Source organism: Vibrio sp. R15-SG3-ISO1A (assembly GCF_059833955.1).
This window is the reverse complement of the sequence record NZ_JCBDGH010000082.1, coordinates 14999-38007: the sequence shown is the minus strand read 5'-3', so window position 1 is coordinate 38007 and position 23009 is coordinate 14999. Positions and strand designations below refer to the sequence as shown.

Below are 23009 nucleotides of genomic sequence, written 5' to 3'. Positions count from 1 at the left end.
TTCCTAATTAGGATTTTTTGCTGCATGGATTCGCTGTATGCCCTTTCAAACCCCTTTAGCGCTCGACGAGTCGCAACTCTCCGTCGCCGAGCTTAAACAGCAACTGGAACAGTTTGCTGAACATCAAAAGAATGAATTTCTCAACCATCACCCAGTGACTGACCTTGTCCTAGGTCGCTCTGACTACATTGATTTGCTATTAAATCGACTGTGGCAACATTTCGGTTTCGCCAACTTACCCAACATCAGCTTAGTTGCGGTAGGCGGTTATGGCCGCGGTGAGCTACACCCGCTCTCGGATATTGATATCCTGATTGTCTCTCGCCATACCTTACCGGAAGCGTTGGCCGCCAAAGTCAGTGAGTTTATTACCCTGCTATGGGATTTGCGCCTGGAGATCGGTCACGCCGTGCGTACGGTTGAGCAATGCGCGCAAATCGGCCGAGAAGACCTAACCGTTGCCACTAACTTACAAGAAGCGCGCTTGTTGTGTGGCTGTGAAGAGACCTTCCATAAGCTGAAAATGGAAATCCATTCAGAGAGCTTCTGGCCAAGCGAAATCTTCTATCAAGCGAAAGTACAAGAGCAACGTGAACGCCATGCGCGCTATCACGACACCACCTACAATCTGGAGCCCGATATTAAATCGACGCCAGGCGGACTGCGGGATATTCACACCTTAAGCTGGGTCGCAAGGCGCCATTTCGGGGCCACTTCTTTGTTAGAGATGAGTAAATATGGCTTTCTCACTGACGCGGAATATCGTGAGTTGGTCGAATGCCAAGATTTCCTTTGGCGCGTGCGTTTTGCCCTGCATCTACAGTTAAAGCGCTACGACAACCGCCTCACCTTTGCCCACCAAGCCCAAGTTGCCGAGCTGCTCGGTTTTCAAGGTGAGGGTAATCGAGGTGTGGAGAAAATGATGAAAGAGTTCTACCGCACGCTGCGCCGTGTGGCTGAACTCAACAAAATGCTGCTTAAGTTGTTCGACCAAGCGATTCTGGACAATGGGATTGAGGCCGAGCCTATCATTCTCAGTGAGGATTTTCAGCGCAGAGGACACCTAATAGAAGCGCGTAAACCTGCATTGTTCCAAGCGCGTCCTGAAACCATTCTGGATATGTTTTTACATATCGCCAACGACTCCACCATTGATGGCGTCGCGCCCTCCACTATGCGCCAACTTCGCACCGCACGACGCCGTTTGAACAAGTTTCTTCACACTATCCCAGCAGCGCGTGAAAAGTTTATGGATCTGTGCCGACACCCGAACGCCCTCACTCGCGCCTTTACACTGATGCACAAACTCGGAGTATTAGCCGCCTATTTACCGCAATGGAGTCAAATTGTCGGTCAGATGCAGTTCGACTTATTCCATGTCTACACCGTCGATGAGCACAGCATGCGCTTGCTGAAACACATTCACACCTTTAGCTTTGCGCAAAATCACGACAAGCATCCGATTTGCTGTGAAATCTACCCACGAATTCAAAAGAAAGAGCTCTTGATCCTTGCGGCGATTTTTCATGATATCGGTAAAGGGCGCGGCGGCGATCACTCGGTGATTGGCGAAGGGGAAGCCTATGATTTCTGTATTGAGCATGGTTTGTCTAAACCCGAGGCCAAACTGGTTTCTTGGTTGGTTCGTCATCACCTCTTGATGTCTGTCACCGCTCAGCGGCGAGATATTTACGATCCTGAGGTGATCACTGAATTCGCCAAGCAAGTGCGGGATGAAGAGTATCTGGAGTACCTCGTCTGCCTAACCGTCGCTGATATCTGCGCCACCAACCCTGAGCTTTGGAACAGTTGGAAACGCACCCTGCTCGCTGAGCTTTTTTACTCAACGCAACGTGCCTTACGCCGCGGTTTAGAGAACCCTGTCGATGTGCGTGAGCGCATCCGTCACAACCAGCAGTTAGCTTCTGCCCTGCTGAGAAAAGAAGGGTTCAGTGCCAGAGAGATCGAAGTACTGTGGCAACGCTTTAAAGCCGACTACTTCTTAAGACACACCCACAAACAAATTGCGTGGCACTGCGCGCATCTGCTGCACCATGACGATCCGGCTAAACCATTGATCTTAATCTCTAAGAAAGCAACCCGAGGCGGGACGGAAGTGTTTGTCTACAGCAAAGACCAACATGCTTTGTTTGCGACTGTGGTGGCCGAGTTAGATAGGCGCAATCTCAACGTTCACGATGCGCAGGTTATGACCAGTAAAGATGGTTATGTGTTAGATACCTTTATGGTGTTGGATCAACACGGTGAGGTCATTGATGAGACGCGCCACAAGGCACTGATTAAGCACTTGGTCCACGTACTCGAAGATGGCCGCCCAACCAAGATCAAAACCCGTCGAGTGCCGCGTAACCTGCAGCACTTCAAGGTGAAAACACAAGTCGACTTTCTGCCGACTAAGAGTAAAAAGCGCACCTTGATGGAGTTTGTGGCCCTCGATACCCCAGGACTGCTTGCCACGGTAGGGGCGACGTTTGCCGAATTGAATCTCAACCTGCACGCCGCCAAAATCACCACTATTGGTGAGCGGGCTGAGGACTTGTTCATTATCACCAGTGATCACGCCGGCAAGCTCAGCGAAGAAGAAGAGCAACGACTGCGTGAGACCTTGATCAAGAACGTGGCGGAGTTAGCGCCGTAAGCGATCTCGTCCACAAGTTGCAAAGCTGATTAAAAAACAACTATCTACCACGATCATAGGCTGCTACATTAACCTATGAACACTTTGTTTCCCTTCCCAGATGGGAAGGGGTTACTACAACACAAAAGAGGTAGCTTATGTTTCCAAACCTCACTGGTTTAGGTATTCACGAGCCTAAGCAAATTGAGCGCTATTCACTTCGTCAAGAAGCGCACAAGGATGTGTTAAAGATCTATTTTCGTAAGCAAAAAGGCGAATTGTTTGCGAAAAGCGTAAAATTCAAATATCCCCGCCAAGTCAAAAACGTACTCGTCGACAGTGGCAGCCACCAATACAAAGAAGTGACTGAGATTAATCGCAATTTAACGCTGGTTATCGATGAATTGAACCAAATCACACGACCAGAAAAAGCGGCTGAAACGGATGTGAAACAGAAAATCTTGTCCGATCTTCGTCACTTAGAGAAAGTGGTCGCCAGCAAGATTGCCGAGATTGAAGCCGATTTAGAGAAGCTGAAATAAGCGTACTCTCAACCTAGAAAGACAAAGGACAGCGCAGTCGCTGTCCTTTTTTATTGCGTTCCATATCTTGCTGTCTATATGACTGAGCTCTGCTATAGCCAGCCTGCATATCGACCAATGAGATAGAGTGATACCGCGGCCATGACGCCAGCGACGATATCATCAATCATAATCCCCAAGCCGCCGTGAATACGCTTATCGAGCCAGCCGATCGGCCAAGGCTTGACCATATCGAAAAATCGAAACAAGACAAATCCAGTCAACAGCCACTTCCAATCCGTCGTCGACAGATTAAATAGAGGCACCACCAGCATGGTGATCCAAAAGCCAGCAAACTCATCCCAGACAATCGAACCGTGATCATGCACGCCCATGTCATCAGACGTCACTTGGCAAATTTTGACGCCAATCCAGCAAGAAAACAGCACCGCCACAATATAGAGTGGTAACGGCAGCTGGACCAAAAGAAGATAAAAAGGCACCGCAGCTAAAGTGCCCATGGTGCCGGGGACGATAGGGGAGAGTCCGCTGCCAAAACCTGTCGCAAGCAGATGCCACGGGTTTTTCAGCGAAATAAGTGCTAAGGGATTTGTCATACTGATTCACTAAAATGATCATAGCCTTGTCGTGGCCATGTCATTGGTTGTCCTTTTGAGTGAAGTTCCCAGTGACCCTGTGGGCGAATTTGGCCGATACAGGTCACCTTACAATTACAGTGTGCCAGCGCACTCTCAATCGAGCCACGATTGGCCTCGCTGACGGTAAAACAGAGTTCGTACTCTTCGCCGCTCGACAACGCCATTTGCTGAGCACGTTCGATGCTGGCCAAAAATGTCACCAGTTCATTAGAAACAGGAAGCGTGCTCACGTCAAGGCTTGCTCCAACCTCTGAGCGTTCAAGAATATGCCCAAGGTCAGCAATTAACCCATCAGAGATATCGACCGCGGCACTGGCGAGCCCCAACAAGGCTTGTCCGACCAAGACGCGCGGCGTTGAATAGTAGTGTCGATGTACTAACTCGCCTGCCAAGGGCTTTTGGGCCAAGCTTGGGTCAAGGATCACATCTAACCCCGCTTGGCTATCACCAAGCTCTCCGGTGACGTAGATCCAATCCCCTACTTGGGCCCCATCTCGGCGTAGCGCTTTGCTTGGGTCTACGTATCCCTGTACTGTTAAGGTCATACTGAGCGGGCCTTTGGTGGTGTCTCCGCCAATCAGTTGAATATCGAAATAGTCCGCCAATTGGTAGAATGCATCACAAAATCCGCTCAACCAAGACTCATCGGCCTCAGGTAGGGTGAGCGCCAACGACACCCAAGCAGGCGTTGCCCCCATCGCCGCTAAATCACTGATGTTGGACGCCAGCGCTTTGTGCGCAACAGCGTGAGGATCGGCGTCGAGGAGGAAATGGGTTCCCGCGACTAAGGTATCAGTGCTGATTGCAATCGCCAGATCACTGCCTGGTGGTTGGACTAGCGCACAGTCATCGCCTGCCGCCAACAGCACGTCTTTGCGCTGCCCTTGTCGACCAACAAAATATCGATTAATTAGGTTAAATTCACCCGCCATAGAGAATTTCTCACATAAAAAAGGTCAGCGCTTGCTGACCTTTTATCTCAAAACTACTGAGTTACTTTTTACGTACGTGTGGTGCGGCTTTATCCAGCACACCATTGACGAATTTGTGGCTATCTTCTGCAGCAAACACTTTTGCCAACTCAATCGCTTCGTTGATGACCACTTTGTAAGGAACATCTTCGCGGCGAGTCATTTCGTACATCGCAAGACGAAGCAACGCAAGCTCCATCATGTCCAAATCTTGCATTGGACGCGCAGTGTATGGACGAATTTTGCTGTCTAGCTCTGTGTGACTTAGCACAACACCTGATAACAGGTCACGGAAGTAGGCAACGTCTGTATCTGGAGCAGAAAGCGCTGGCTCTTGAGCGTGGTGCTCTTCTTCATCGTACTTACCGCCCGATAAGAACTGCTCTTCAATTGTGGCAACATTTTCTTTGGTAATTTGCCAAGAGTAGATTGCTTGCAAAGCAAATCGACGTGCATTACGACGTGCGGCTGGTTTCACACTGGCCCCCATTAGGAATCAATTTCTGATAGAACGTTAATCATCTCAAGTGCGCTTAGTGCAGCCTCTGCACCTTTATTACCAGCCTTGGTTCCTGCGCGCTCAATTGCTTGGTCAATTGTATCAACGGTCAATACGCCAAACGCCACTGGTAAACTGTATTCCAATGAGACTTGAGCAAGACCTTTGTTACATTCACTGCAAACATAGTCAAAGTGTGGTGTACCACCACGAATCACCGTACCAAGCGATACGATCGCGTCAAATTTACCGGTTTTTGCAACACGTTGAGCAACCAATGGCAGTTCAACTGCACCAGGGCAACGCACAACGGTGATGTTCTCTTCGCTAACTTGTCCATGACGCTTTAAAGTATCGATTGCACCAGACAATAGACTTTCGTTAATAAAACTGTTGAAACGAGAAATAACGATAGCAATTTTTGCATTTGGCGCTGGGAAGCCACCCTCGATCACTTTCATAAGCTTTCCTTTAACTATATTCATCAAGTGAGAATCGCCGGATTCTAGCACAAATTTGTGAGCAATATCTAATGGAAATTCGCACCGACTGGGGAGGTGGCAGACGATACCACCTTCCGCTCAATCCTGCTTATTCGCAGACGTACTCGACGACATTCAAACCAAAACCACCCAATGCATGGTATTTTTTGTTGGTCGATGACAGCAGACGCATATCATGCACGCCGAGATCCGCAAGAATTTGCGACCCAACGCCCACGCGACGTGATGTGCCTTGACGCTTGGCCAGCGTCGGCGCTTCCCCTTTGTCTTGCGCTTCAAACATCTTCACGCGGTGGATGAGTAAATCGGTCGACTCTTCGTTGCCCAAAATCACCAATACGCCGCCCTCTTCACCGATGCGCTTCATCGCCGCATCCAGGCTCCAGCTGCGGTCTGCGTTCCGGTTACTGTGCAGCAAGTCGGTAAAGGTATCTTGTAAATGGACACGCACCAATGGGGTTTGTGTCATCTCACCTTTGCAGAGCGCGTAATGGACTTGGTTGTCAATAACATCACGGTATGTGACCAATTTGAACTCACCAAACTCCGTCGGCAATTGGCACTCTGCTACGCGCTCAATGGTGGTTTCCGTGTTGTTGCGATACTCAATCAGATCGGCAATGGTGCCCAGTTTGATGTCGTGCTTTTGCGCAAACACTTCCAGATCAGGGCGACGCGCCATCGTGCCGTCATCGTTAAGGATTTCAACAATCACGCCTGCGGGCTCAAGACCTGCAAGGCGAGCCAAATCACAGCCTGCTTCGGTGTGACCTGCGCGCGTTAACACGCCACCTTCTTGCGCCGCCAGCGGGAAAATGTGCCCGGGCTGAACGAGATCCGCCGCTTTGGCGTCTTTTGCCACTGCAGCTTGCACTGTACGGGCGCGGTCGGCGGCAGAGATACCCGTTGTCACCCCTTCAGCAGCCTCAATCGACACCGTGAAGTTGGTGGTGTACTGCGCGTTATTGTCTTGCACCATGGGTGGCAATCCGAGCTTTTCACAGCGTGATTTGGTCATGGTCAAACAGATCAAACCGCGACCGTGGGTTGCCATAAAATTGATCGCTTCCGGCGTGACGTGCTCCGCCGCCATGATCAAATCGCCCTCATTTTCACGATCTTCATCATCCATGAGGATGACCATTTTACCCGAGCGAATGTCGTCGATGATTTCTTGAGGCGTACTAATTGGCATGATTCTGTTCCTTATTATTGGCGCGGCTTTTGCGGACGTTCGACGTCACTACGCAAATCCGTTTTGTTGTAAGAATTCGAGTGTTAGGGTGGATTCTGGCTGTGCCGAGGTAGAAGCGGTTAATAGACGCTCCATATAACGGGCCAAGACGTCAACTTCGAGATTAACTTTACGCCCGACGTGGAAGTCGGCGATGGTGGTCTCTTCTCCCGTATGCGGCACTATAGTGAGCTTGAAAGCGTTTTTACGCAGCGCATTCACGGTTAAGCTAATTCCATCAACCGTGATGGAGCCTTTCTCTGCCACGTATTTCGCGATGGATTCCGGCATCGAGACCCAGAACTCAATCGCGCGACCGACACTGTTGCGCTCAACGATCTCGCCAACACCGTCCACATGGCCGGAGACAATATGACCGCCGAATCGAGTGGTCGGCAGCATGGCTTTTTCAAGGTTAACTTTGTCGCCCGCTTGATAATCAGCAAAGCCGGTTTTTTGCAGTGTCTCGAGGGATAAATCGGCGCTGTAACTGGTCGCGGTGTAATCCACCACTGTCAAGCAGACACCATTGGTCGCAATACTGTCGCCCAGTTTGACATCGCTCATATCCAATTTACCGACCTCGACGGTCACACTGATGTCTTCCCCTTTGGGGGTGATGGCAGATAGGGTTCCTACTGCCTCTACAATACCTGTAAACATATTAGGATTCTTTGTTAGCTAGTTTGGCGACAACACGAATGTCTTTGCCGACCATACGAATATCTTGAATATCGATCTCGATGCATTCACTCATGGCACCAAGCCCTAAAGCACCGAGCAGGCCTCGTCCATCACTGCCCATCAGTTTGGGCGCGAGGTAGAGAATCAGCTCATCCACCAATCCCGCTTTGAGCACACTTTGCGCAAGCGTTGGACCCGCTTCAATCCATAACTGATTGATGTTGTGATCTTGGGCTAAGCTGGCGAACGTAGCAAAGAGATCCACACGTCCATCATCCCCGAGCGGTGCGTTGAGAGCGCCATTTGGCCCCACCACCAGCACCTCGCCCGGTGTATTAAAGAGTTTAAGCTCTGGATGAAGCTGCCCTTGCCGGTCCAAAATGACACGCACTGGCTGACGGAGATCGGTGGGTGAGTATTGAAGTTTCAGCGACGCAGGCAAGTCATCAAAACGGACATTGAGTGAAGCATCATCGGCGATCACCGTTTGGCTAGTGGAGAGAATCGCACTGCTTTGCGCTCGGTAGCGCTGCACATCCTGACGGGCTTCTGGACTGGTGATCCATTGGCTCTCCCCATTACTTAGCGCCGTTTGTCCATCAAGGCTCGCCGCCAGTTTCAATTGTACATAAGGCATTTTGCTGTGCATGCGCTTTAGGAAGAATGGGTTTAACGCCACGGCATCTTGTTCGAGCAGCCCGACTTGGACCTCAATACCCGCGGCGCGCAGCATTTCAATACCACGACCTGCTACTTGCGGATTAGGATCTTGCATCGCGCAGACAACCTTCGCGACTTGGGCATTGATCAAACCTTCCGCGCAAGGCGGCGTGCGACCATAGTGGGAGCATGGCTCCAAGGTAACATACGCGGTCGCCCCTTGCGCCTTGTCGCCTGCCATACGCAACGCATGTACCTCAGCATGAGGCTCACCAGCTCGAAAGTGGAAACCTTCACCGACAATGTCGCCATCTCGGGTAATGACACAGCCAACATTAGGATTCGGCGCTGTGGTGTATTTCCCCCGCTGTGCGAGTTCAATGGCGCGCGCCATCATTTGATAATCTTGTGCACTAAACATGCTCGCCTTTCACCACGCTTAACCGTTTAATCTTCGAGCTTGGCGATCTCTTCACCAAACTCACGAATATCTTCAAAGCTGCGGTACACAGACGCGAAACGAATGTAAGCCACTTTGTCGAGCTCTTTCAACTGCTCCATGACCAGATTGCCGATCATCTCACTCGGCACTTCTCGTTCCCCCGTCGCACGCAACTTAGACTTGATCATGCTGATGGCCAACTCGACGGCATCAGCACTCACCGGACGCTTCTCAAGCGCTCGTTGCAAACCACCAATCATTTTATCTTCATTGAATGGCTCACGATTTCCGTTGGACTTGATGACTTTCGGCATCACCAATTCCGCGGTTTCAAAGGTAGTGAATCGTTCACTGCACGCTAAACACTGCCTGCGGCGGCGCACCTGGTGGCCGTCAGCTACAAGACGAGAGTCGATCACTTTAGTATCGTTCTCAGAACAAAAAGGACAATGCATATCACCTCCATATTAGTGGCAAACAGTGTAACGGAAATCCAAGAAGTTAGAAAAGCAAAAGGGGCAAACTTGCCCCTTTTTCAAATGGTGTCTGGTGAAAGTGTTAACTGCGCGGCAAGTAGTTCGCTTTACCGACCCATTTGTAGCTGGTGAGCTCTTCTAGACCCATAGGACCGCGTGCGTGCAATTTCTGGGTCGACACGGCAACTTCAGCCCCAAGGCCAAACTGCGCACCATCAGTAAATCGCGTCGCTGCGTTGACATACACCGCCGCCGAACCCACTGAGTTAATGAAACGCTCTGAATTTTCCAAGCTGTTGGTCATGATCGCATCGGAGTGACTCGCGTTGTGAACACGCATATGGTCAATCGCCTCATTGACATCCGCCACCACTTTCACGCCTACGGTGTAACTCAACCATTCGGTGTCAAAGTCGCCCTCTTTCGCGTCGCGAAGATCGCGTGCGCCCGCCATCAAGGCTTTCGCTTTAGGTTCTGCGACAAACGCGACACTCTCGTTCATGCGCTCAACAATCATAGGCAGAAAACGTTCCGCGACCGCTTGATGCACCAATAAGGTGTCTAGCGAGTTACATGCTGATGGACGCTGTACTTTGGAGTTTTCCACCACATCGAGCGATTTTGCTAGATCGGCACTTTCATCAACAAAAATGTGGCTAATGCCAAATCCGCCGATGATGACAGGAATCGTGCTGTTCTCTTTACACATTTTGTGTAAACCTGCGCCGCCTCTTGGGATGATCATATCGACGTACTCATCCAGCTTGAGTAGCTGAGAGACCCATTCGCGATCTGGATTTTCAATGTACTGAACCGACGCCGCTGGCAACCCGGCTTTAGCCAGTGCAGATTGGATGACCTTCACCAACTCCATATTGGAGTAAAACGTCTCTTTACCACCACGCAAAATACTCGCATTGCCGGTTTTTAAACACAGCGCGGCAATATCGATAGTGACATTAGGGCGCGCTTCATAAATCACACCGACCACACCGAGCGGCACTCGACGGCGAGAGAGAGACATGCCGTTCTCTAGCACCTTGCTGTCTATCTCACTGCCAACAGGATCATTGAGGGTGATCACATTGCGCACATCATTGGCAATACCGCTCAAGCGCTCAGGATTGAGCAGCAGACGGTCAAGCAGGGCATCGGTCAACCCCGCTTCTCGGCCCAGTTCGATGTCTTTAGCATTGGCAGCAAGAATAAGGTCTGCATTAGCTTCCAATTCATCAGCGATGATCGCTAGGGCTTGGTTCTTCTGTTTCGTTGATGCGGTGGCAAGTTGAAAAGCAGCGTCTTTTGCTGCCTTGCCCATAGAAATAAGTTCCACTCTCGGCTCCTTCGTCTGATTATTCTTGGATAACGACCATATCGTCGCGGTGCAGCACTTCACTACCGTAGTCGTAACCGAGGATAGCGATAATATCTTTACTGTGCTTGCCGATAATTTTGGCCATGTCTTGGCTAGAGTAGCTAGCAATACCTCGCGCGACTAACTGCCCATCGGGCGCGGTCACTTGAACCACCTCACCACGAGCAAACTCGCCAGTCACCGCTGTGACGCCTTTGGCCAACAAGCTGCTGCCGTTTTTGATCACCGCACGTACCGCCCCATCATCAATCGTGATGGTACCTGATGCCGCAGGGCCTGCAAGAATCCAACGTTTACGGTTTTCCAGCGCTTCATCGCATGGCAAAAAGCGCGTGCCTTGCGGCGCTTCACTTAACGAATCAAAGATCACATCTGGCGCGCTACCTGCGGCGATGATGACTTCAATCCCAGCGCGGCGTGCGATATCAGCCGCTTGTAGCTTGGTCGCCATGCCGCCCGTCCCTAAGGTTGTGCCACTGCCGCCGGCGATTTTACGTAGCGTATCGTCGATGGTTTTCACTTCTTTGATCAACTCTGCTGAGGGATCTTTGCGTGGGTCAGCGGTAAACAGACCTTTTTGGTCCGTCAACAGCAACAGTTTGTCTGCGCCGCAAAGAATGCCAACCAAGGCCGATAAGTTATCGTTGTCGCCCACTTTGATTTCACTGGTGGCGACGGCATCGTTCTCATTCACAATAGGAATGATGTCGTTATCAACTAACGCATTGATGGTGTCGCGCGCGTTGAGAAAACGCTCTCTATCTTCAAGGTCAGCGCGCGTAAGCAGCATTTGACCAATCTTAATGCCGTAAATGCCAAACAAGGCTTCCCAAGTTTGAATCAACTGACTTTGACCAACCGCCGCCAGCAACTGCTTGCTGGCCATCGCATTGGGGAGTGCGGGATAACCTAAGTGCTCTCGACCTGCGGCAATAGCGCCCGATGAGACCATGACCACTGAGTGGCCTTGCTTTTTAAGTTCTGCACATTGACGCGCAAGCTCAACCATATGAGCCCGATCAAGCGCCAAAGTCCCACCAGTGAGTACACTGGTCCCAAGTTTCACTACCACGGTTTTTGGTGATGTGGCAGCGGTGCGTTGCTGATTCATGACACTTCTACTTTGAATGAGAAATAAGGATGGTTAAAAAACTGACCTGTTGTTTTAGCAATCAAATCCGCTTTTCACAAGTAGAAAAGGCGCGATAACGCGCCTTTTTACTAGGATTCAATGTCAATCAATGAAATTTAGACAAATTCGACCGATTGCTGATGCATTTTTACTTCGAGATCAAACTCCGTTGACAAGGTTTCAATCAATTTTTGATGAAACGCTTCTTGGGTTTTGGTGACATCTTCCACGGCCTTTTTCGGCAAGGGTTCGTCTCGCCATTCACCACTGACATCATAAAGACCAGTACGGTAACGCGCTTCGTAATAGCCGTCGACTAAGCTAAGCTCAAGCCACCAGCCCCAAAACTCGCGCTTTTCAGGGGATTTCTTGTCGTTGACACACACAGACAGACAATCAAATAGATACGCTCCTTCTGAGCTCTGTACTTCTCGCAGATAGGGACCAATGGCACGCAGTGTGGTTAACAAGCGAAAATGCGTTGGGGTCTTTTTCTCTCCAGTCATAGTGAATCTCCATATTCATTATTATCTGTTGGCTGGAACACGGTGTGACGGACACTTTAGATGCGGTACGTCATTACTTTAGTGTCGTCTAAAAAACCCACAATGTCATCTAATTAGCTCATCTTCTAGCCACTTGATCGCTAAATCGAGGGATTGCTCATATCCTTGTGTAATTGTCTTAGCACTGATTTGCTTCGCTTTGCCGTATTGACTGTACAAGGCGACCAATCGGTTGTCACTAAAGGGAGAAACAGGATCTCGCTCTAGGTTCATTGCCAAAATCGGCACCTTGGTTTTACGCCCACCTAAGATACCTTGCACCTTCAACGACCATGCCATCAGTTGAATCGCCAGACTGTTAATATCGACAATATTTTTCCCAATGCGCGATGCCAACACGTCCAGATACATCTTGGGCATCTGCTTGATTTTATCCGGAGACGATAAGATGTCATGAATCGGCGCCCCTAGCGTTACGCACGCCTTGATCTTCTCTTGCTCCATAAATGACAAACGCACCATGGCATTGCCACCAAAACGAAACCCGATCAACCCCACTCTGTGATGATCAACCCAAGGAATATCGACCAGTTGATTGAGCACAGCCTGATGCAGGCAAGAGCTATCATGCGTCAGATTCCAATGGGTGTTGTGCCCCATAGACGGCAAATCGATAGTGAGCATCGCGATGCCTTTTTTGGCTAGATGATCGCGAAATAGACGCCACATATCCGTTTGTAGACTATCGAGACCTGCGCTCACCATCACCACGGGTTGTGGCTCATCAGTACGAGTTAAGTGAAGGTGGGCGACGATTTTTTTATTTTGATGCGGGATCTCTAGCCGTTTGACAGTGTACTTAGTCTGTTTCGCTGCTTCCTCATAAGCATTGCCCGCCAACACTTGCGCCTGAGCGGCGAGCGTATCGTTTTTGAGGTGCGGATAACCAGCGATACTGTAACAAAGGGAGGCGTTAAAGAGCTCATCAGCCGCTTCTTCACCTTTGAGTTGCTGCGCGCGCTTTTGATGCAGCATGCCCAACTTTGTCCACTCGAAGTTCCAGTTCCCGCTGTGATAGCCCATCACAGTATCTAGCCACTCATCGTGGGTACGCGAATGCTTTGAGGAGGCCATCGCCGCTAATACGCCTTCGATTTCGATAGGTTGTAGACCTTGCCATGTCCATTGCAGGCGGCGTAAGTTGCGATACCATTTGTAGCCGTCTTCGACGCGTTTTTCATCCAGCAGTGCCTGACTTGATGGCATGTAGGCAATCAACTCCGACGTCTCTTTGGCTTTTTTATCTTTGGCAAACAGCGTCTCAGACAGGTTTTTGCTTACTTCTTCCGACATCACATTACTCGTGTATTCGTTCGATTCTTTCATAGTAATAAAAAAAATGACCCAAGAAAGGGTCATTTATCAAGATTCTTTATTGAAATCGCCAATGCATTCACCCAAGAGTGAAAAAGCACTACTTTTGCTTGCGATTGATCGGTTCGATGTATTGAATCGCCATATCCCATGGTTGCTCAATCCAAGTCTCTTGAGCGATATCAACCACGTAGTCATCTAAAAGCTCAGCGCCCGATGGTTTCGCGCACACGGCGATCAATTTCGCTTTCGGGTACAAGTCACGTAGTTTGCGTGCTGTGTCACCACTGTCGACCAGGTCTTCAACGATAAGGTAACCTTCACCGTCACCTTCAGGTGCTTTCAATACGCTCATATCACGTTGGTGATCGTGATCGTAGCTTGAAATACAGATGGTATCCACGTAACGAATGCCGAGTTCACGCGCTAAAATAGCGCCCGGTACTAAACCGCCACGGCTTACAGCCCAAATCCCTTTCCATTGCTCGGCAGGCATCTGCTTTTCTGCAAGTTCACGACAGTACGCGTGCATCTGATCCCAAGTGATGATGAATTTTTTACTCATTGTAATAACCTAATAGTTTTGTCCAATCGGCATCCCCTGAAAAACAAGCTAAGTTGATACAACCTACAGCTTGATGCACCAGGCCAAATAGGGGAAAAGCTACGCAAACGATTATTTTACCGGAAGCGGGGGCCAATACCAATGGCGAATTATATTCTCTATAAAACAACGCCACAGCGAAAGCGCTGTGGCGTTGTTGATTCAATGTTTGTGATTAACCAGCGAAGACGTACTTCAGTAAGAAGACTGCCGACAGTACCCAAACGCTCACAGACACGTCGCGTCCTTTACCACTCAGTAACTTAATTGCAGCGTAAGAGATAAAACCCAGTGCAATACCTTCTGCGATTGAGTAAGTCAGTGGCATCAGCAGACACGTCACCACAACCGGCGCCGCTTCTGTTAGATCACGCCAATCGATGCTGACCAAGCCAGACATCATTAGAATCGCTACGTAGAACAGTGCGCCAGCGGTCGCGTATGGAGGAATCATGCCAGCCAAAGGCGAGAAGAACAGTGCCAACAAGAACAGCACGCCAACAACCACCGCCGTTAAACCAGTACGACCGCCTGCCGCAACCCCTGCCGTAGACTCTACGTAAGACGTGGTGCTTGAGGTACCGAGTACCGCGCCCACTGACGTTGCAGTTGAGTCCGCCAATAGTGCTTTGTTCAAACGTGGTAGTTTACCGTCTTCTTTGATGAAGTTCGCCTTAGTTGCAACACCCACCAGCGTACCCGCCGTATCAAAGAGATCAACAAACAAGAAAGCAAAGACCACTGAGATCATGCCCACTTCAAACACGTCTGCAATGTTCATTTCCATAAAGGTCGGCGCAATGCTTGGTGGTGTCGACATCACTCCGCCCCACTGCACATCACCTACCAATAGACCAAGTGCGGTGATAATAAGGATCGCGATCATCACAGCGCCACGAACGCCGCGGTACACCAAACCGATGGTCAAGAAAAAGCCCAAGGCGGCCAAGGCTGGCGCTAGGTTTGTGATGTGGCCCAAGCCGACCAAGGTCGCTGGATTATCAACGACGATGCCTGAGTTTTGTAGGCCGATAAACGCAAGGAATAGACCAATACCCGCAGAGATACCCGTGCGCAGCGACAATGGGATGGAGTTGATGATCCACTCACGGATTTTGAATACCGAAAGCGCCATGAAGATCAAACCAGAGATAAACACCGCACCGAGCGCGACTTGCCATGAGTGGCCCATACCCAAAACAACGCCATAAGTGAAAAACGCGTTGAGGCCCATACCTGGCGCCAATGCAATCGGGTAGTTAGCGACAAAGCCCATGATAAAACAGCCAATCGCAGCGGCTAAACAGGTCGCAACAAAGACAGCGCCCTTGTCCATCCCTGCATCGGCCAGCATCGCTGGGTTGACAAAAATGATGTAAGCCATTGTCAGGAATGTGGTCACACCGGCAATGATCTCAGTTTTGACATTTGTGCCATTTTCACTGAGTTTGAACAGTTTTTCGAACATGATCGAATCCTAAAAGGGTGAAAAGTAAACGGTTGCGTAATCGATTGGCGGAATTATAAAGTCATCAAATAGTAAATTCCAGATAGAATTATGACTCTAATCAATATTTCGGGTTGTAAATGGGCAACCTATCGCTATAAAAGAGCCACAAACAAAACAAAAACAAAGAAAATTCATAAAGATAGAAAGAAAAGACATCATCATTCAGACGGTGAACTTTTGTACCATGTTGTAAACTTTCAAATCCAGAACGGCAGTTTGTAACCTGAGTAACACGTGCTTATGTGCATAATATGCAGAGAATGGCATTAATAAGGAGAAATCGGTGAGTTGGCGGATAAAAAAACGCCACTCAAAATGAGTGGCGGTTGAATCATGTCAGCGAAAACGGCGCTGCAAATATATTCCAATATTAGGGGGTGAACATAACGTTCGAGATAAACAAGCTTTCAGTGTTAGTAACCAAAGCTAGTGGGGTAAGTAAAGCTTCCTGTATAAACAGATTTGTTTAGCCAGAATGCTGCACTTGGTAAACCTTTCATAACATCACCTTCTAAATCAATTAAACACATTACAATGATTGATTTCTCAGTTCCTTGGAGGCGATAACTCGGACTCATCCTTTGAGCGTTTTTACTTCGCTGCCGAAGTGGTTACAAATATACCTTATAGAAATTAAATTACAACACCCAAAGTGACAAAAGTCACAAAAAAGTGCGATTTCTGATTCAAATCAAACCGCGACTGTAATTTAATTACATAAAAATCACTAACATCTAAGTTAATCTGTCAGATTGATAATCATATCATTGAATATCCCGTCGATAGAGGGGTAGGCACTTTTCGCTGCAGTTTGCATCAACTCACTTGGGTATCGATCTTGAGAGTGCTATTCTGACCAACATCAAATCGGCAAGTTTGGATGTTTGTGCTACTCATTATTTGGTGCATAAAACAATATTTGCCATCTCTCATTATAAGGAGTTATCCGTGTCTGAGTTCCATTCTGAAATTAGCAGCTTGTCACCAGCGCCTTTGTGGCAGTTTTTCGACAAGATTTGCTCCATTCCTCACCCATCGAAACACGAAGAAGCCCTGGCGCAAATGATCATTGATTGGGCGACCGATCAAGGCCTAGAAGTCAAACGCGATCCAACCGGCAACGTCTTTATCAAAAAACCGGCGACCAAAGGGATGGAGAATAAAAAAGGTGTGGTTCTGCAGGCTCACATTGATATGGTGCCGCAGAAAAACGAAGACACGGATCATGATTTTACCCAAGACCCGATCCAACCTTATATTGATGGTGAGTGGGTCACCGCCAAAGGTACAACCTTGGGTGCGGACAACGGCATTGGTATGGCGTCTTGTCTCGCGGTATTGGCGTCCAATGACATTAAACACGGGCCACTAGAAGTGCTGCTGACGATTGATGAAGAAGCAGGCATGACTGGCGCATTTGGTCTTGAATCGGGTTGGTTAGAAGGCGACATTCTGCTCAATACCGATTCTGAGCAAGAGGGTGAAGTGTACATGGGTTGTGCCGGTGGTATCGACGGTGAAATGACGTTCGAGATCCAACGCGAAGCTCTGCCCGCGGGCTATGTGACCCGACAGCTTATTCTTAAAGGCTTAAAAGGCGGACACTCAGGCTGTGATATCCACACTGGACGCGGTAATGCCAACAAACTCCTCGCTCGATTCCTAGCAGGTCACGCAAGCGAACTGGATTTGCGCCTGATTGAATTCCGTGGTGGTAGCCTGCGTAATGCAATTCCACGCGAAGCGTTTGTTACGGTCGCCGTCCCTGCTGAAAACGAAGCCAAGCTTGCCGAGCTTTATCAGTTCTACACACAACTGCTTATCAACGAGCTAGGCAAAGTGGAAACAAGCCTTGTCACGTTTAACGAAGTGAGTGACAGCCAGGAAGATGTGTTGTCTATTAACGATCAACAACGTTTTATCGCCGCTTTGAACGCTTGCCCGAATGGCGTGATTCGTATGAGTGACGACATTGAAGGAGTGGTCGAGACCTCATTAAACGTTGGTGTCATTACCACAGAAAAAGAAGCCATTCGCGTTCTCTGCTTAGTTCGCTCTTTGATTGACTCGGGTCGCCAACAAGTTGAAGGCATGCTCACCTCCGTGGCTGAGCTTGCTGGTGCTAAGATCGCTTTCTCTGGCGCCTACCCTGGCTGGAAACCGGATGCAGATTCAGAGATCATGGCCATCTTCCGCGACATGTATGAAGGCATTTACGGTCACAAGCCGAACATCATGGTGATTCACGCCGGTCTAGAGTGTGGTCTATTTAAAGAACCTTACCCCAATATGGATATGGTCTCTTTTGGTCCTACCATTAAGTTCCCTCACTCACCAGATGAGAAGGTTAAGATTGATACCGTGGCGCTCTTTTGGGAGCAAATGGTCGCCCTGCTGGAAGCGATTCCTGAGAAGGCATAGTCTTTCATCTGAACATGGTATTACTGCACTAGCCGAGCTCTTGCTCGGCTTTTTTGTGGCTCAAAATCGCCGCACGGCTTGGGCCAACATCGAGCGATAATATTTGTGGTGACGACAATTAATTTTTGTTAGCCAAGGCATTTACCCCACTGCTAAGGTTCGCGTCCTTACAGCGCTGAGGCGTCAATATTGCCACTTTTTCGCGCTGACTCTTTATCTTAAAAGTCACAGGTGCTCGCTCTGGCATCTGAGTTTCTATTGTTTTGTTTGCACTCATTCGGAGACCATCGCCGGATGAGTATTGCCCTATTAGGAAATCACAGCATGAAAATCGGTGTTCTGTCTCGTAACGCTAAACTTTACTCGACCAAGCGTTTAATCGAGGCAGCAAAAGAACGCGGCCACGAAGTGAAGGTTATTGACGCTCTACGTTGTTACATGAATATCAACTCAGACAAACCTGAAATTCATTTCAAAGGCGAAGAGCTGTCAGGGTTTGATGCCATCATTCCTCGTATTGGCGCCTCGGTGACGTTCTATGGCACCGCTGTGTTGCGTCAATTTGAGATGATGGGTGTTTATCCGGTCAACGAGTCCGTGGCGATCACCCGCTCTAGAGATAAGCTTCGTTCCATGCAGTTACTTTCTCGCAAAGGCATCGGTATGCCGATCACCGGTTTTGCCAGCAAACCGGATGATGTGAAAGATTTGTTGGAGATGGTCGGCGGTGCGCCTGTTGTGATCAAGCTTCTAGAAGGAACACAAGGTATTGGCGTAGTGCTTGCCGAAACACGAAAAGCAGCCGAAAGTGTGATTGAAGCATTTATGGGCTTGAAGGCCAACATCATGGTCCAAGAGTACATTAAAGAAGCCGGCGGCGCCGATATTCGCTGTTTTGTGATTGGCGACAAGGTGATCGCCGCGATGAAGCGTCAAGGAGCGGAAGGCGAATTTCGCTCTAATCTGCATCGAGGCGGCAGCGCATCACTCGTCAAAATCACGCCGCAAGAGCGCCGCACTGCGGTTGCTGCGGCCAAAATCATGGGTCTTAACGTCGCTGGCGTGGATTTGTTGCGCTCAGAACGTGGACCACTGGTGATGGAAGTGAATTCATCTCCTGGTCTTGAAGGTATTGAAGCCGCAACAGGTAAAGACATTGCAGGGATGATCATCGACTTTATTGAAAAAAATGCGGCGATAAAGGGGACAAAAACACGAGGTCGTGGCTAGTTGACGGGTTGAAGAGTGCCTCCTGTCAGGCACTCTTCAAGCTTTTTAAAACGATGCCCAGATCACCGTCGCGACAAGCAGCGGGCAGACAAATTTGACATACACTGGCCATACTTTGCCAAACCACCCCAGGCTAAACTCTGGATACCCTTGCTCTAGCTCGCGAACTTTCCCTTGACGACTCCAAACCCAGCCACCAAACAGACAGAACATTAACGCCGCCATCGGCTGCAGATACTGCGTGGCGACCATCGCGACTAAGCCAAATAAGGCAGAGAAGTGATACACCACAACCACACTGACTAACGCTATCGCACCGCCCAACCACCAACTGGTCGCCGCTCTCCCCGTACCGAAACGTTCGCCGACTAAGGCAACGGGGCACTCAAGCATCGAGATTGAGGAGGTCAACGCGGCAATGGTCAGCAACAAGAAAAACACCACAGCAAAGAGTTGCCCAAGAAGTCCTAAGCTTTCAAACATCAACGGCAGTACCGTAAACACCAAGGTATCCGAGCTGAGTAATGAGCCATCTTCAGCGTAGATCTGAACACCTTTTTGCATCGCCACAAACATGGCAGGCAATACCACCAATCCTGCGATAAAAGCGACAGCGGTGTCAACCAAGGTGACGTTCATGGCCATCTTTGGCAGGTTCTCTTTTTTACTCAGGTAAGAGCCATAGATCAGCATGGAACATCCCCCTATGGTTAGCGAGAAGAAACCTTGCCCCATCGCTGCTAAAATCAGCTTACGATCTATAATCTTAGAGAAATCTGGCACCAAATAGTGTTTGAGACCTTCCATTGCGCCCGCTTGGGTCATGATGTAGACAAACAGCAAAGCGAAGAGCACAAACAACGCAGGCATGAGCCGAGTCGACCATTTCTCGATGCCCTGTTTAACACCACCTTGAACAATCAAAATGGTCAGAACATAGAAGATCACAGTGCCCAATAGGTTACGCTCGATGCTAAAGCCTTTGAACCATGCACTCAGGGCGTCGAGCCCTGCCAGATCACACACCGCCGCGAACAAGAAGCAAATCAACCACCCGCCAACGATGCTGTAAAAAGCGAGCACAGCACACGGGACACTCAGACCAACCCAACCGACCATGGAGCCGATGTTTTTCGCCATAGGGTGAGAGTGAAGTGAGCGCATACTATCAATGGGGTTTGCTTGCCCATGACGACCAATCGCCATTTCAACCACTAGCATCGGAAAGGCGACGACAAAGATCATGATCAGATAGACCAATAGAAATGCCCCGCCACCGTTGCTTGCCGCTTGAGTTGGAAAACCCCAAATATTCCCTAACCCCACAGCCGCACCAGCCGCTGCGAGAATGAATCCTAAACGTGAACCAAAGTGCTCACGAGCTTGTACGTTGTCTGTTTGTGCCATACCACTTTGCACCATTGAACTAGTTGACTGGTACAATATAGATAAACACTGGCCATTTCAATTACTGGACTACATTTCTCTAGCTTAGTGACATAGAAAACAATGAAGATGCTAGTAAAGGTAATTTTACAAGCATCTTCATTATTATTAGAAAAGATAAAAAGTAGGGTTAGATGGTAAAGACCGGATAGTTTTTTAACTCTGGGATCTGTTGATGCAGCTGCTGCTCTTGCTCGACCATCTCTTCTAATGAATCACACAATGCATCGCCTTTTTTCTGCAACTGAGTTCCATGCTCATCCAACCGAGCCGCAATACGCTCTTTCAGTTCGGCCATGGTTTCCGCCATTTCGGTGAGGTTAATCCCGCCTTCGGCGGTCATCTTCTCCTGAAGCGCAGCAAAACTGCTGGTAATAAACTCTTGGTTAAATAGTGCTTTGGCTTTTTCAAAATCTTCTGCCCAAGTTTGCGCCATTTCACGAAAGCTTTGCGCCGGCAAAATAAGATCACCGTCGTTGTAATATCTCGATTCCATATCCTCATAGAAGGCTCGCAGTGATGCTTTGACCCCCTCAAAGGCGTCGGGTGTATCAAAGCTATCGGCAATATCATCAATAATATCATCCGCTAACGCTAAGCCATCTTGGGCTAACTGCTTTGCTTTAGGCACGTAGCTATTGAGGTTTTGTTTATATTGTTCAATGGCTTTTTTCTGCTCGGCGCTGAGCGGTACGCGCTCGCCGTGAATGGTCAATTCGTTATTCCCATCCACCACCGCACTGTCTCCGCTAGTTTGATGGATTTCTAGCTGACGCTCATTGAGGTGAATCTCATTTTGCAGCCCAATATGGCATTGAGCCGCGAGCGTAGGTGCCGAAGCACTGAGTGCCAATGCCAATACGATTTTTCTCATCATGATTTACCTATGTCCTTTTTGCTGACGCTAGCAGGGTTTTGTCAGTGTTATGCTGCCCCTGTGTCAACATTTAGAAGAAACTCAGCTGCTTGGTTTGCTCTTCAGGCTTCAACATCACGCTTAATCCAAGCAAGCGAATCTCCCGGCCTTGTTGTCTGGTTAATATATCACTAAGCAATTGCTTAAAATACGCCAACTCCAATTGATTGTGTCCATGCTCAATGGTGGTGAGTTGGAAGTCGGCGAATTTCATTTTGATGCCCTGTTTGATGATCCCTTTATCCGGTGACGCTCTTTCTAAGCGCCGTTCCAGCTCTGGGAAGAGCCGCTCTTCAATCACTTGCCAGCATTGATCATAGCTGTGAATATTATGACTGAATGTGCGCTCCACACCCACAGACTTTCGCTCTCGCTCTGTCACGACTTCACGTGCATCAATCCCCTGACTCTTGTTCCATAAGGACACCCCGAGGCGCCCAAAACGGCGCAACAGTTCACGATAATCGCTGTTTTTTATGTCCTCGCAAACATAAAAGCCCGCTTGATGCAGCTTCTCTAAACTTACCTTGCCGACACCGGGGATTTTCTCTAGCGGCAAACTGTCCACGACGCGTTGGACATCCTGCGGTGGGATCACACACTGGCCATTCGGCTTATTGATGTCTGAGGCTACCTTGGCAAGAAACTTCACAGGTGCAATACCGGCTGAGGCGGTCAAATTGAGCTCCTGATGGATATCCTGTCGAATCGCTTGCGCAATTAGGGTAGCGCTGCCATGGCAGTACGGGGAGTGCGTCACATCAAGGTAAGCTTCATCCAAAGACAGAGGTTCGATGAGCGGTGTATAGCGCGCGAAAATCTCTCGGATCTGCGCTGAGACCTCTTTGTAAACTTGCATCCGACCGGGTACAACCAATAGATGCGGGCAAAGCTTCAGTGCCTGTGCGGTTGGCATGGCACTGCGAACGCCGAACTGGCGCGCTTCGTAGTTGCACGTGCTGATCACTCCACGTTGCTTTTCGCTGCCTCCGACGGCCAGAGGACGCCCACGATAAGCAGGGTGATCACGCATCTCGACCGCAGCGAAGAAGCAGTCCATATCGATGTGAATGATCTTCCTCATCGCCTTTTGAACCTAAAAACTGTATATCCAAACAGTATAATTTATCTTCCCATAACCACAAAGCCGAATTTTGGTTTGAGAATTGTTAAAAGATTCGCAAGTTAATGAGATACAGTTATTATTA

The 23009-nt window shown here is 49.1% G+C and carries 22 protein-coding genes; 4 read left to right on the top strand and 18 right to left on the bottom strand.

Annotated features, from left to right (window positions below; genetic code table 11):
- Positions 1 to 37: 37 nt before the first annotated feature.
- Positions 38 to 2659 carry a bifunctional uridylyltransferase/uridylyl-removing protein GlnD gene (glnD, locus tag AC6R0L_RS13635; RefSeq protein WP_487901280.1) on the top strand — a complete coding sequence of 874 codons (2622 nt, stop codon included), beginning with the start codon at positions 38 to 40 and terminating at the stop codon, positions 2657 to 2659.
- Positions 2660 to 2796: 137 nt separating this feature from the next.
- On the top strand, positions 2797 to 3180 hold the full coding sequence (locus AC6R0L_RS13630) for a DUF3461 family protein (protein WP_334554450.1): 384 nt from the start codon (positions 2797 to 2799) through the stop codon (positions 3178 to 3180).
- 92 nt (positions 3181 to 3272) lie between these two features.
- Here the strand turns inward: AC6R0L_RS13630 and pgpA are convergent, their stop codons facing one another.
- From pgpA to vcdP, 15 genes are all read right to left on the bottom strand, one after another.
- Entirely contained in the window at positions 3273 to 3776 is a 504-nt protein-coding gene (gene pgpA, locus AC6R0L_RS13625; RefSeq protein ID WP_487901281.1) for a phosphatidylglycerophosphatase A, read from the bottom strand.
- Positions 3773 to 4750 (bottom strand): thiamine-phosphate kinase, encoded by a 978-nt coding sequence (gene thiL, locus AC6R0L_RS13620; protein WP_487901282.1) that lies wholly within the window; start codon positions 4748 to 4750, stop codon positions 3773 to 3775. The genes pgpA and thiL overlap by 4 nt, the downstream gene beginning before the upstream one ends.
- 61 nt (positions 4751 to 4811) lie before the next feature.
- Complete coding sequence (gene nusB, locus AC6R0L_RS13615; RefSeq protein WP_334554444.1) at positions 4812 to 5279, bottom strand: transcription antitermination factor NusB; 468 nt, start codon at positions 5277 to 5279, stop codon at positions 4812 to 4814.
- Positions 5279 to 5749, bottom strand: a complete 471-nt coding sequence (ribH, locus tag AC6R0L_RS13610) for a 6,7-dimethyl-8-ribityllumazine synthase (protein ID WP_053408902.1) — start codon at positions 5747 to 5749, stop codon at positions 5279 to 5281. The genes nusB and ribH overlap by 1 nt, the downstream gene beginning before the upstream one ends.
- A gap of 130 nt (positions 5750 to 5879) precedes the next feature.
- Positions 5880 to 6986 carry a bifunctional 3,4-dihydroxy-2-butanone-4-phosphate synthase/GTP cyclohydrolase II gene (gene ribBA, locus AC6R0L_RS13605; RefSeq protein ID WP_500629440.1) on the bottom strand — a complete coding sequence of 369 codons (1107 nt, stop codon included), beginning with the start codon at positions 6984 to 6986 and terminating at the stop codon, positions 5880 to 5882.
- A 48-nt stretch (positions 6987 to 7034) separates the two neighbouring features.
- Positions 7035 to 7688: a riboflavin synthase gene (locus tag AC6R0L_RS13600; RefSeq protein ID WP_500629439.1), complete on the bottom strand. Its 654-nt coding sequence runs from the start codon at positions 7686 to 7688 to the stop codon at positions 7035 to 7037.
- 1 nt (position 7689) lies between these two features.
- Positions 7690 to 8790, bottom strand: a complete 1101-nt coding sequence (gene ribD, locus AC6R0L_RS13595; RefSeq protein ID WP_500629438.1) for a bifunctional diaminohydroxyphosphoribosylaminopyrimidine deaminase/5-amino-6-(5-phosphoribosylamino)uracil reductase RibD — start codon at positions 8788 to 8790, stop codon at positions 7690 to 7692.
- 26 nt (positions 8791 to 8816) lie between these two features.
- Complete coding sequence (nrdR, locus tag AC6R0L_RS13590; protein ID WP_334554434.1) at positions 8817 to 9266, bottom strand: transcriptional regulator NrdR; 450 nt, start codon at positions 9264 to 9266, stop codon at positions 8817 to 8819.
- 103 nt (positions 9267 to 9369) lie between these two features.
- Positions 9370 to 10620 carry a glutamate-5-semialdehyde dehydrogenase gene (locus AC6R0L_RS13585; RefSeq protein WP_500629437.1) on the bottom strand — a complete coding sequence of 417 codons (1251 nt, stop codon included), beginning with the start codon at positions 10618 to 10620 and terminating at the stop codon, positions 9370 to 9372.
- A gap of 19 nt (positions 10621 to 10639) precedes the next feature.
- Positions 10640 to 11773 carry a glutamate 5-kinase gene (gene proB, locus AC6R0L_RS13580; RefSeq protein WP_334554430.1) on the bottom strand — a complete coding sequence of 378 codons (1134 nt, stop codon included), beginning with the start codon at positions 11771 to 11773 and terminating at the stop codon, positions 10640 to 10642.
- Between the two features lie 137 nt (positions 11774 to 11910).
- Positions 11911 to 12300, bottom strand: a complete 390-nt coding sequence (gene crl, locus AC6R0L_RS13575) for a sigma factor-binding protein Crl (RefSeq protein WP_334554428.1) — start codon at positions 12298 to 12300, stop codon at positions 11911 to 11913.
- Positions 12301 to 12405: 105 nt separating this feature from the next.
- Positions 12406 to 13653 (bottom strand): esterase FrsA, encoded by a 1248-nt coding sequence (gene frsA, locus AC6R0L_RS13570; protein WP_487901287.1) that lies wholly within the window; start codon positions 13651 to 13653, stop codon positions 12406 to 12408.
- A 121-nt stretch (positions 13654 to 13774) separates the two neighbouring features.
- Complete coding sequence (gene gpt / locus AC6R0L_RS13565) at positions 13775 to 14239, bottom strand: xanthine phosphoribosyltransferase (protein WP_487901288.1); 465 nt, start codon at positions 14237 to 14239, stop codon at positions 13775 to 13777.
- Positions 14240 to 14453: 214 nt separating this feature from the next.
- Positions 14454 to 15746: an NCS2 family permease gene (locus tag AC6R0L_RS13560; RefSeq protein WP_487901289.1), complete on the bottom strand. Its 1293-nt coding sequence runs from the start codon at positions 15744 to 15746 to the stop codon at positions 14454 to 14456.
- A gap of 455 nt (positions 15747 to 16201) precedes the next feature.
- Positions 16202 to 16288 (bottom strand): small protein VcdP, encoded by an 87-nt coding sequence (vcdP, locus tag AC6R0L_RS13555; protein ID WP_500626601.1) that lies wholly within the window; start codon positions 16286 to 16288, stop codon positions 16202 to 16204.
- A gap of 448 nt (positions 16289 to 16736) precedes the next feature.
- Here vcdP and AC6R0L_RS13550 point away from each other — a divergent pair, with 448 nt between their 5' ends.
- Complete coding sequence (locus AC6R0L_RS13550) at positions 16737 to 18209, top strand: aminoacyl-histidine dipeptidase (RefSeq protein WP_487901291.1); 1473 nt, start codon at positions 16737 to 16739, stop codon at positions 18207 to 18209.
- Between the two features lie 324 nt (positions 18210 to 18533).
- The gene (gene rimK / locus AC6R0L_RS13545) at positions 18534 to 19439 is read left to right on the top strand and encodes a 30S ribosomal protein S6--L-glutamate ligase (RefSeq protein ID WP_487901292.1); all 906 of its coding nucleotides are present in this window, start codon (positions 18534 to 18536) and stop codon (positions 19437 to 19439) included.
- A gap of 45 nt (positions 19440 to 19484) precedes the next feature.
- Here the strand turns inward: rimK and AC6R0L_RS13540 are convergent, their stop codons facing one another.
- The 3 genes from AC6R0L_RS13540 to dinB form a co-directional block, all read right to left on the bottom strand.
- Positions 19485 to 20846, bottom strand: coding sequence for a sodium-dependent transporter (locus tag AC6R0L_RS13540; RefSeq protein ID WP_500629436.1), 1362 nt, complete (start codon positions 20844 to 20846; stop codon positions 19485 to 19487).
- Positions 20847 to 21015: 169 nt separating this feature from the next.
- Entirely contained in the window at positions 21016 to 21759 is a 744-nt protein-coding gene (locus AC6R0L_RS13535; RefSeq protein WP_500629453.1) for a DUF2884 family protein, read from the bottom strand.
- Positions 21760 to 21832: 73 nt separating this feature from the next.
- A complete protein-coding gene (dinB, locus tag AC6R0L_RS13530; protein WP_500629435.1) occupies positions 21833 to 22885 on the bottom strand; it encodes a DNA polymerase IV in 1053 nt (350 codons plus the stop codon).
- Positions 22886 to 23009 lie beyond the last annotated feature (124 nt).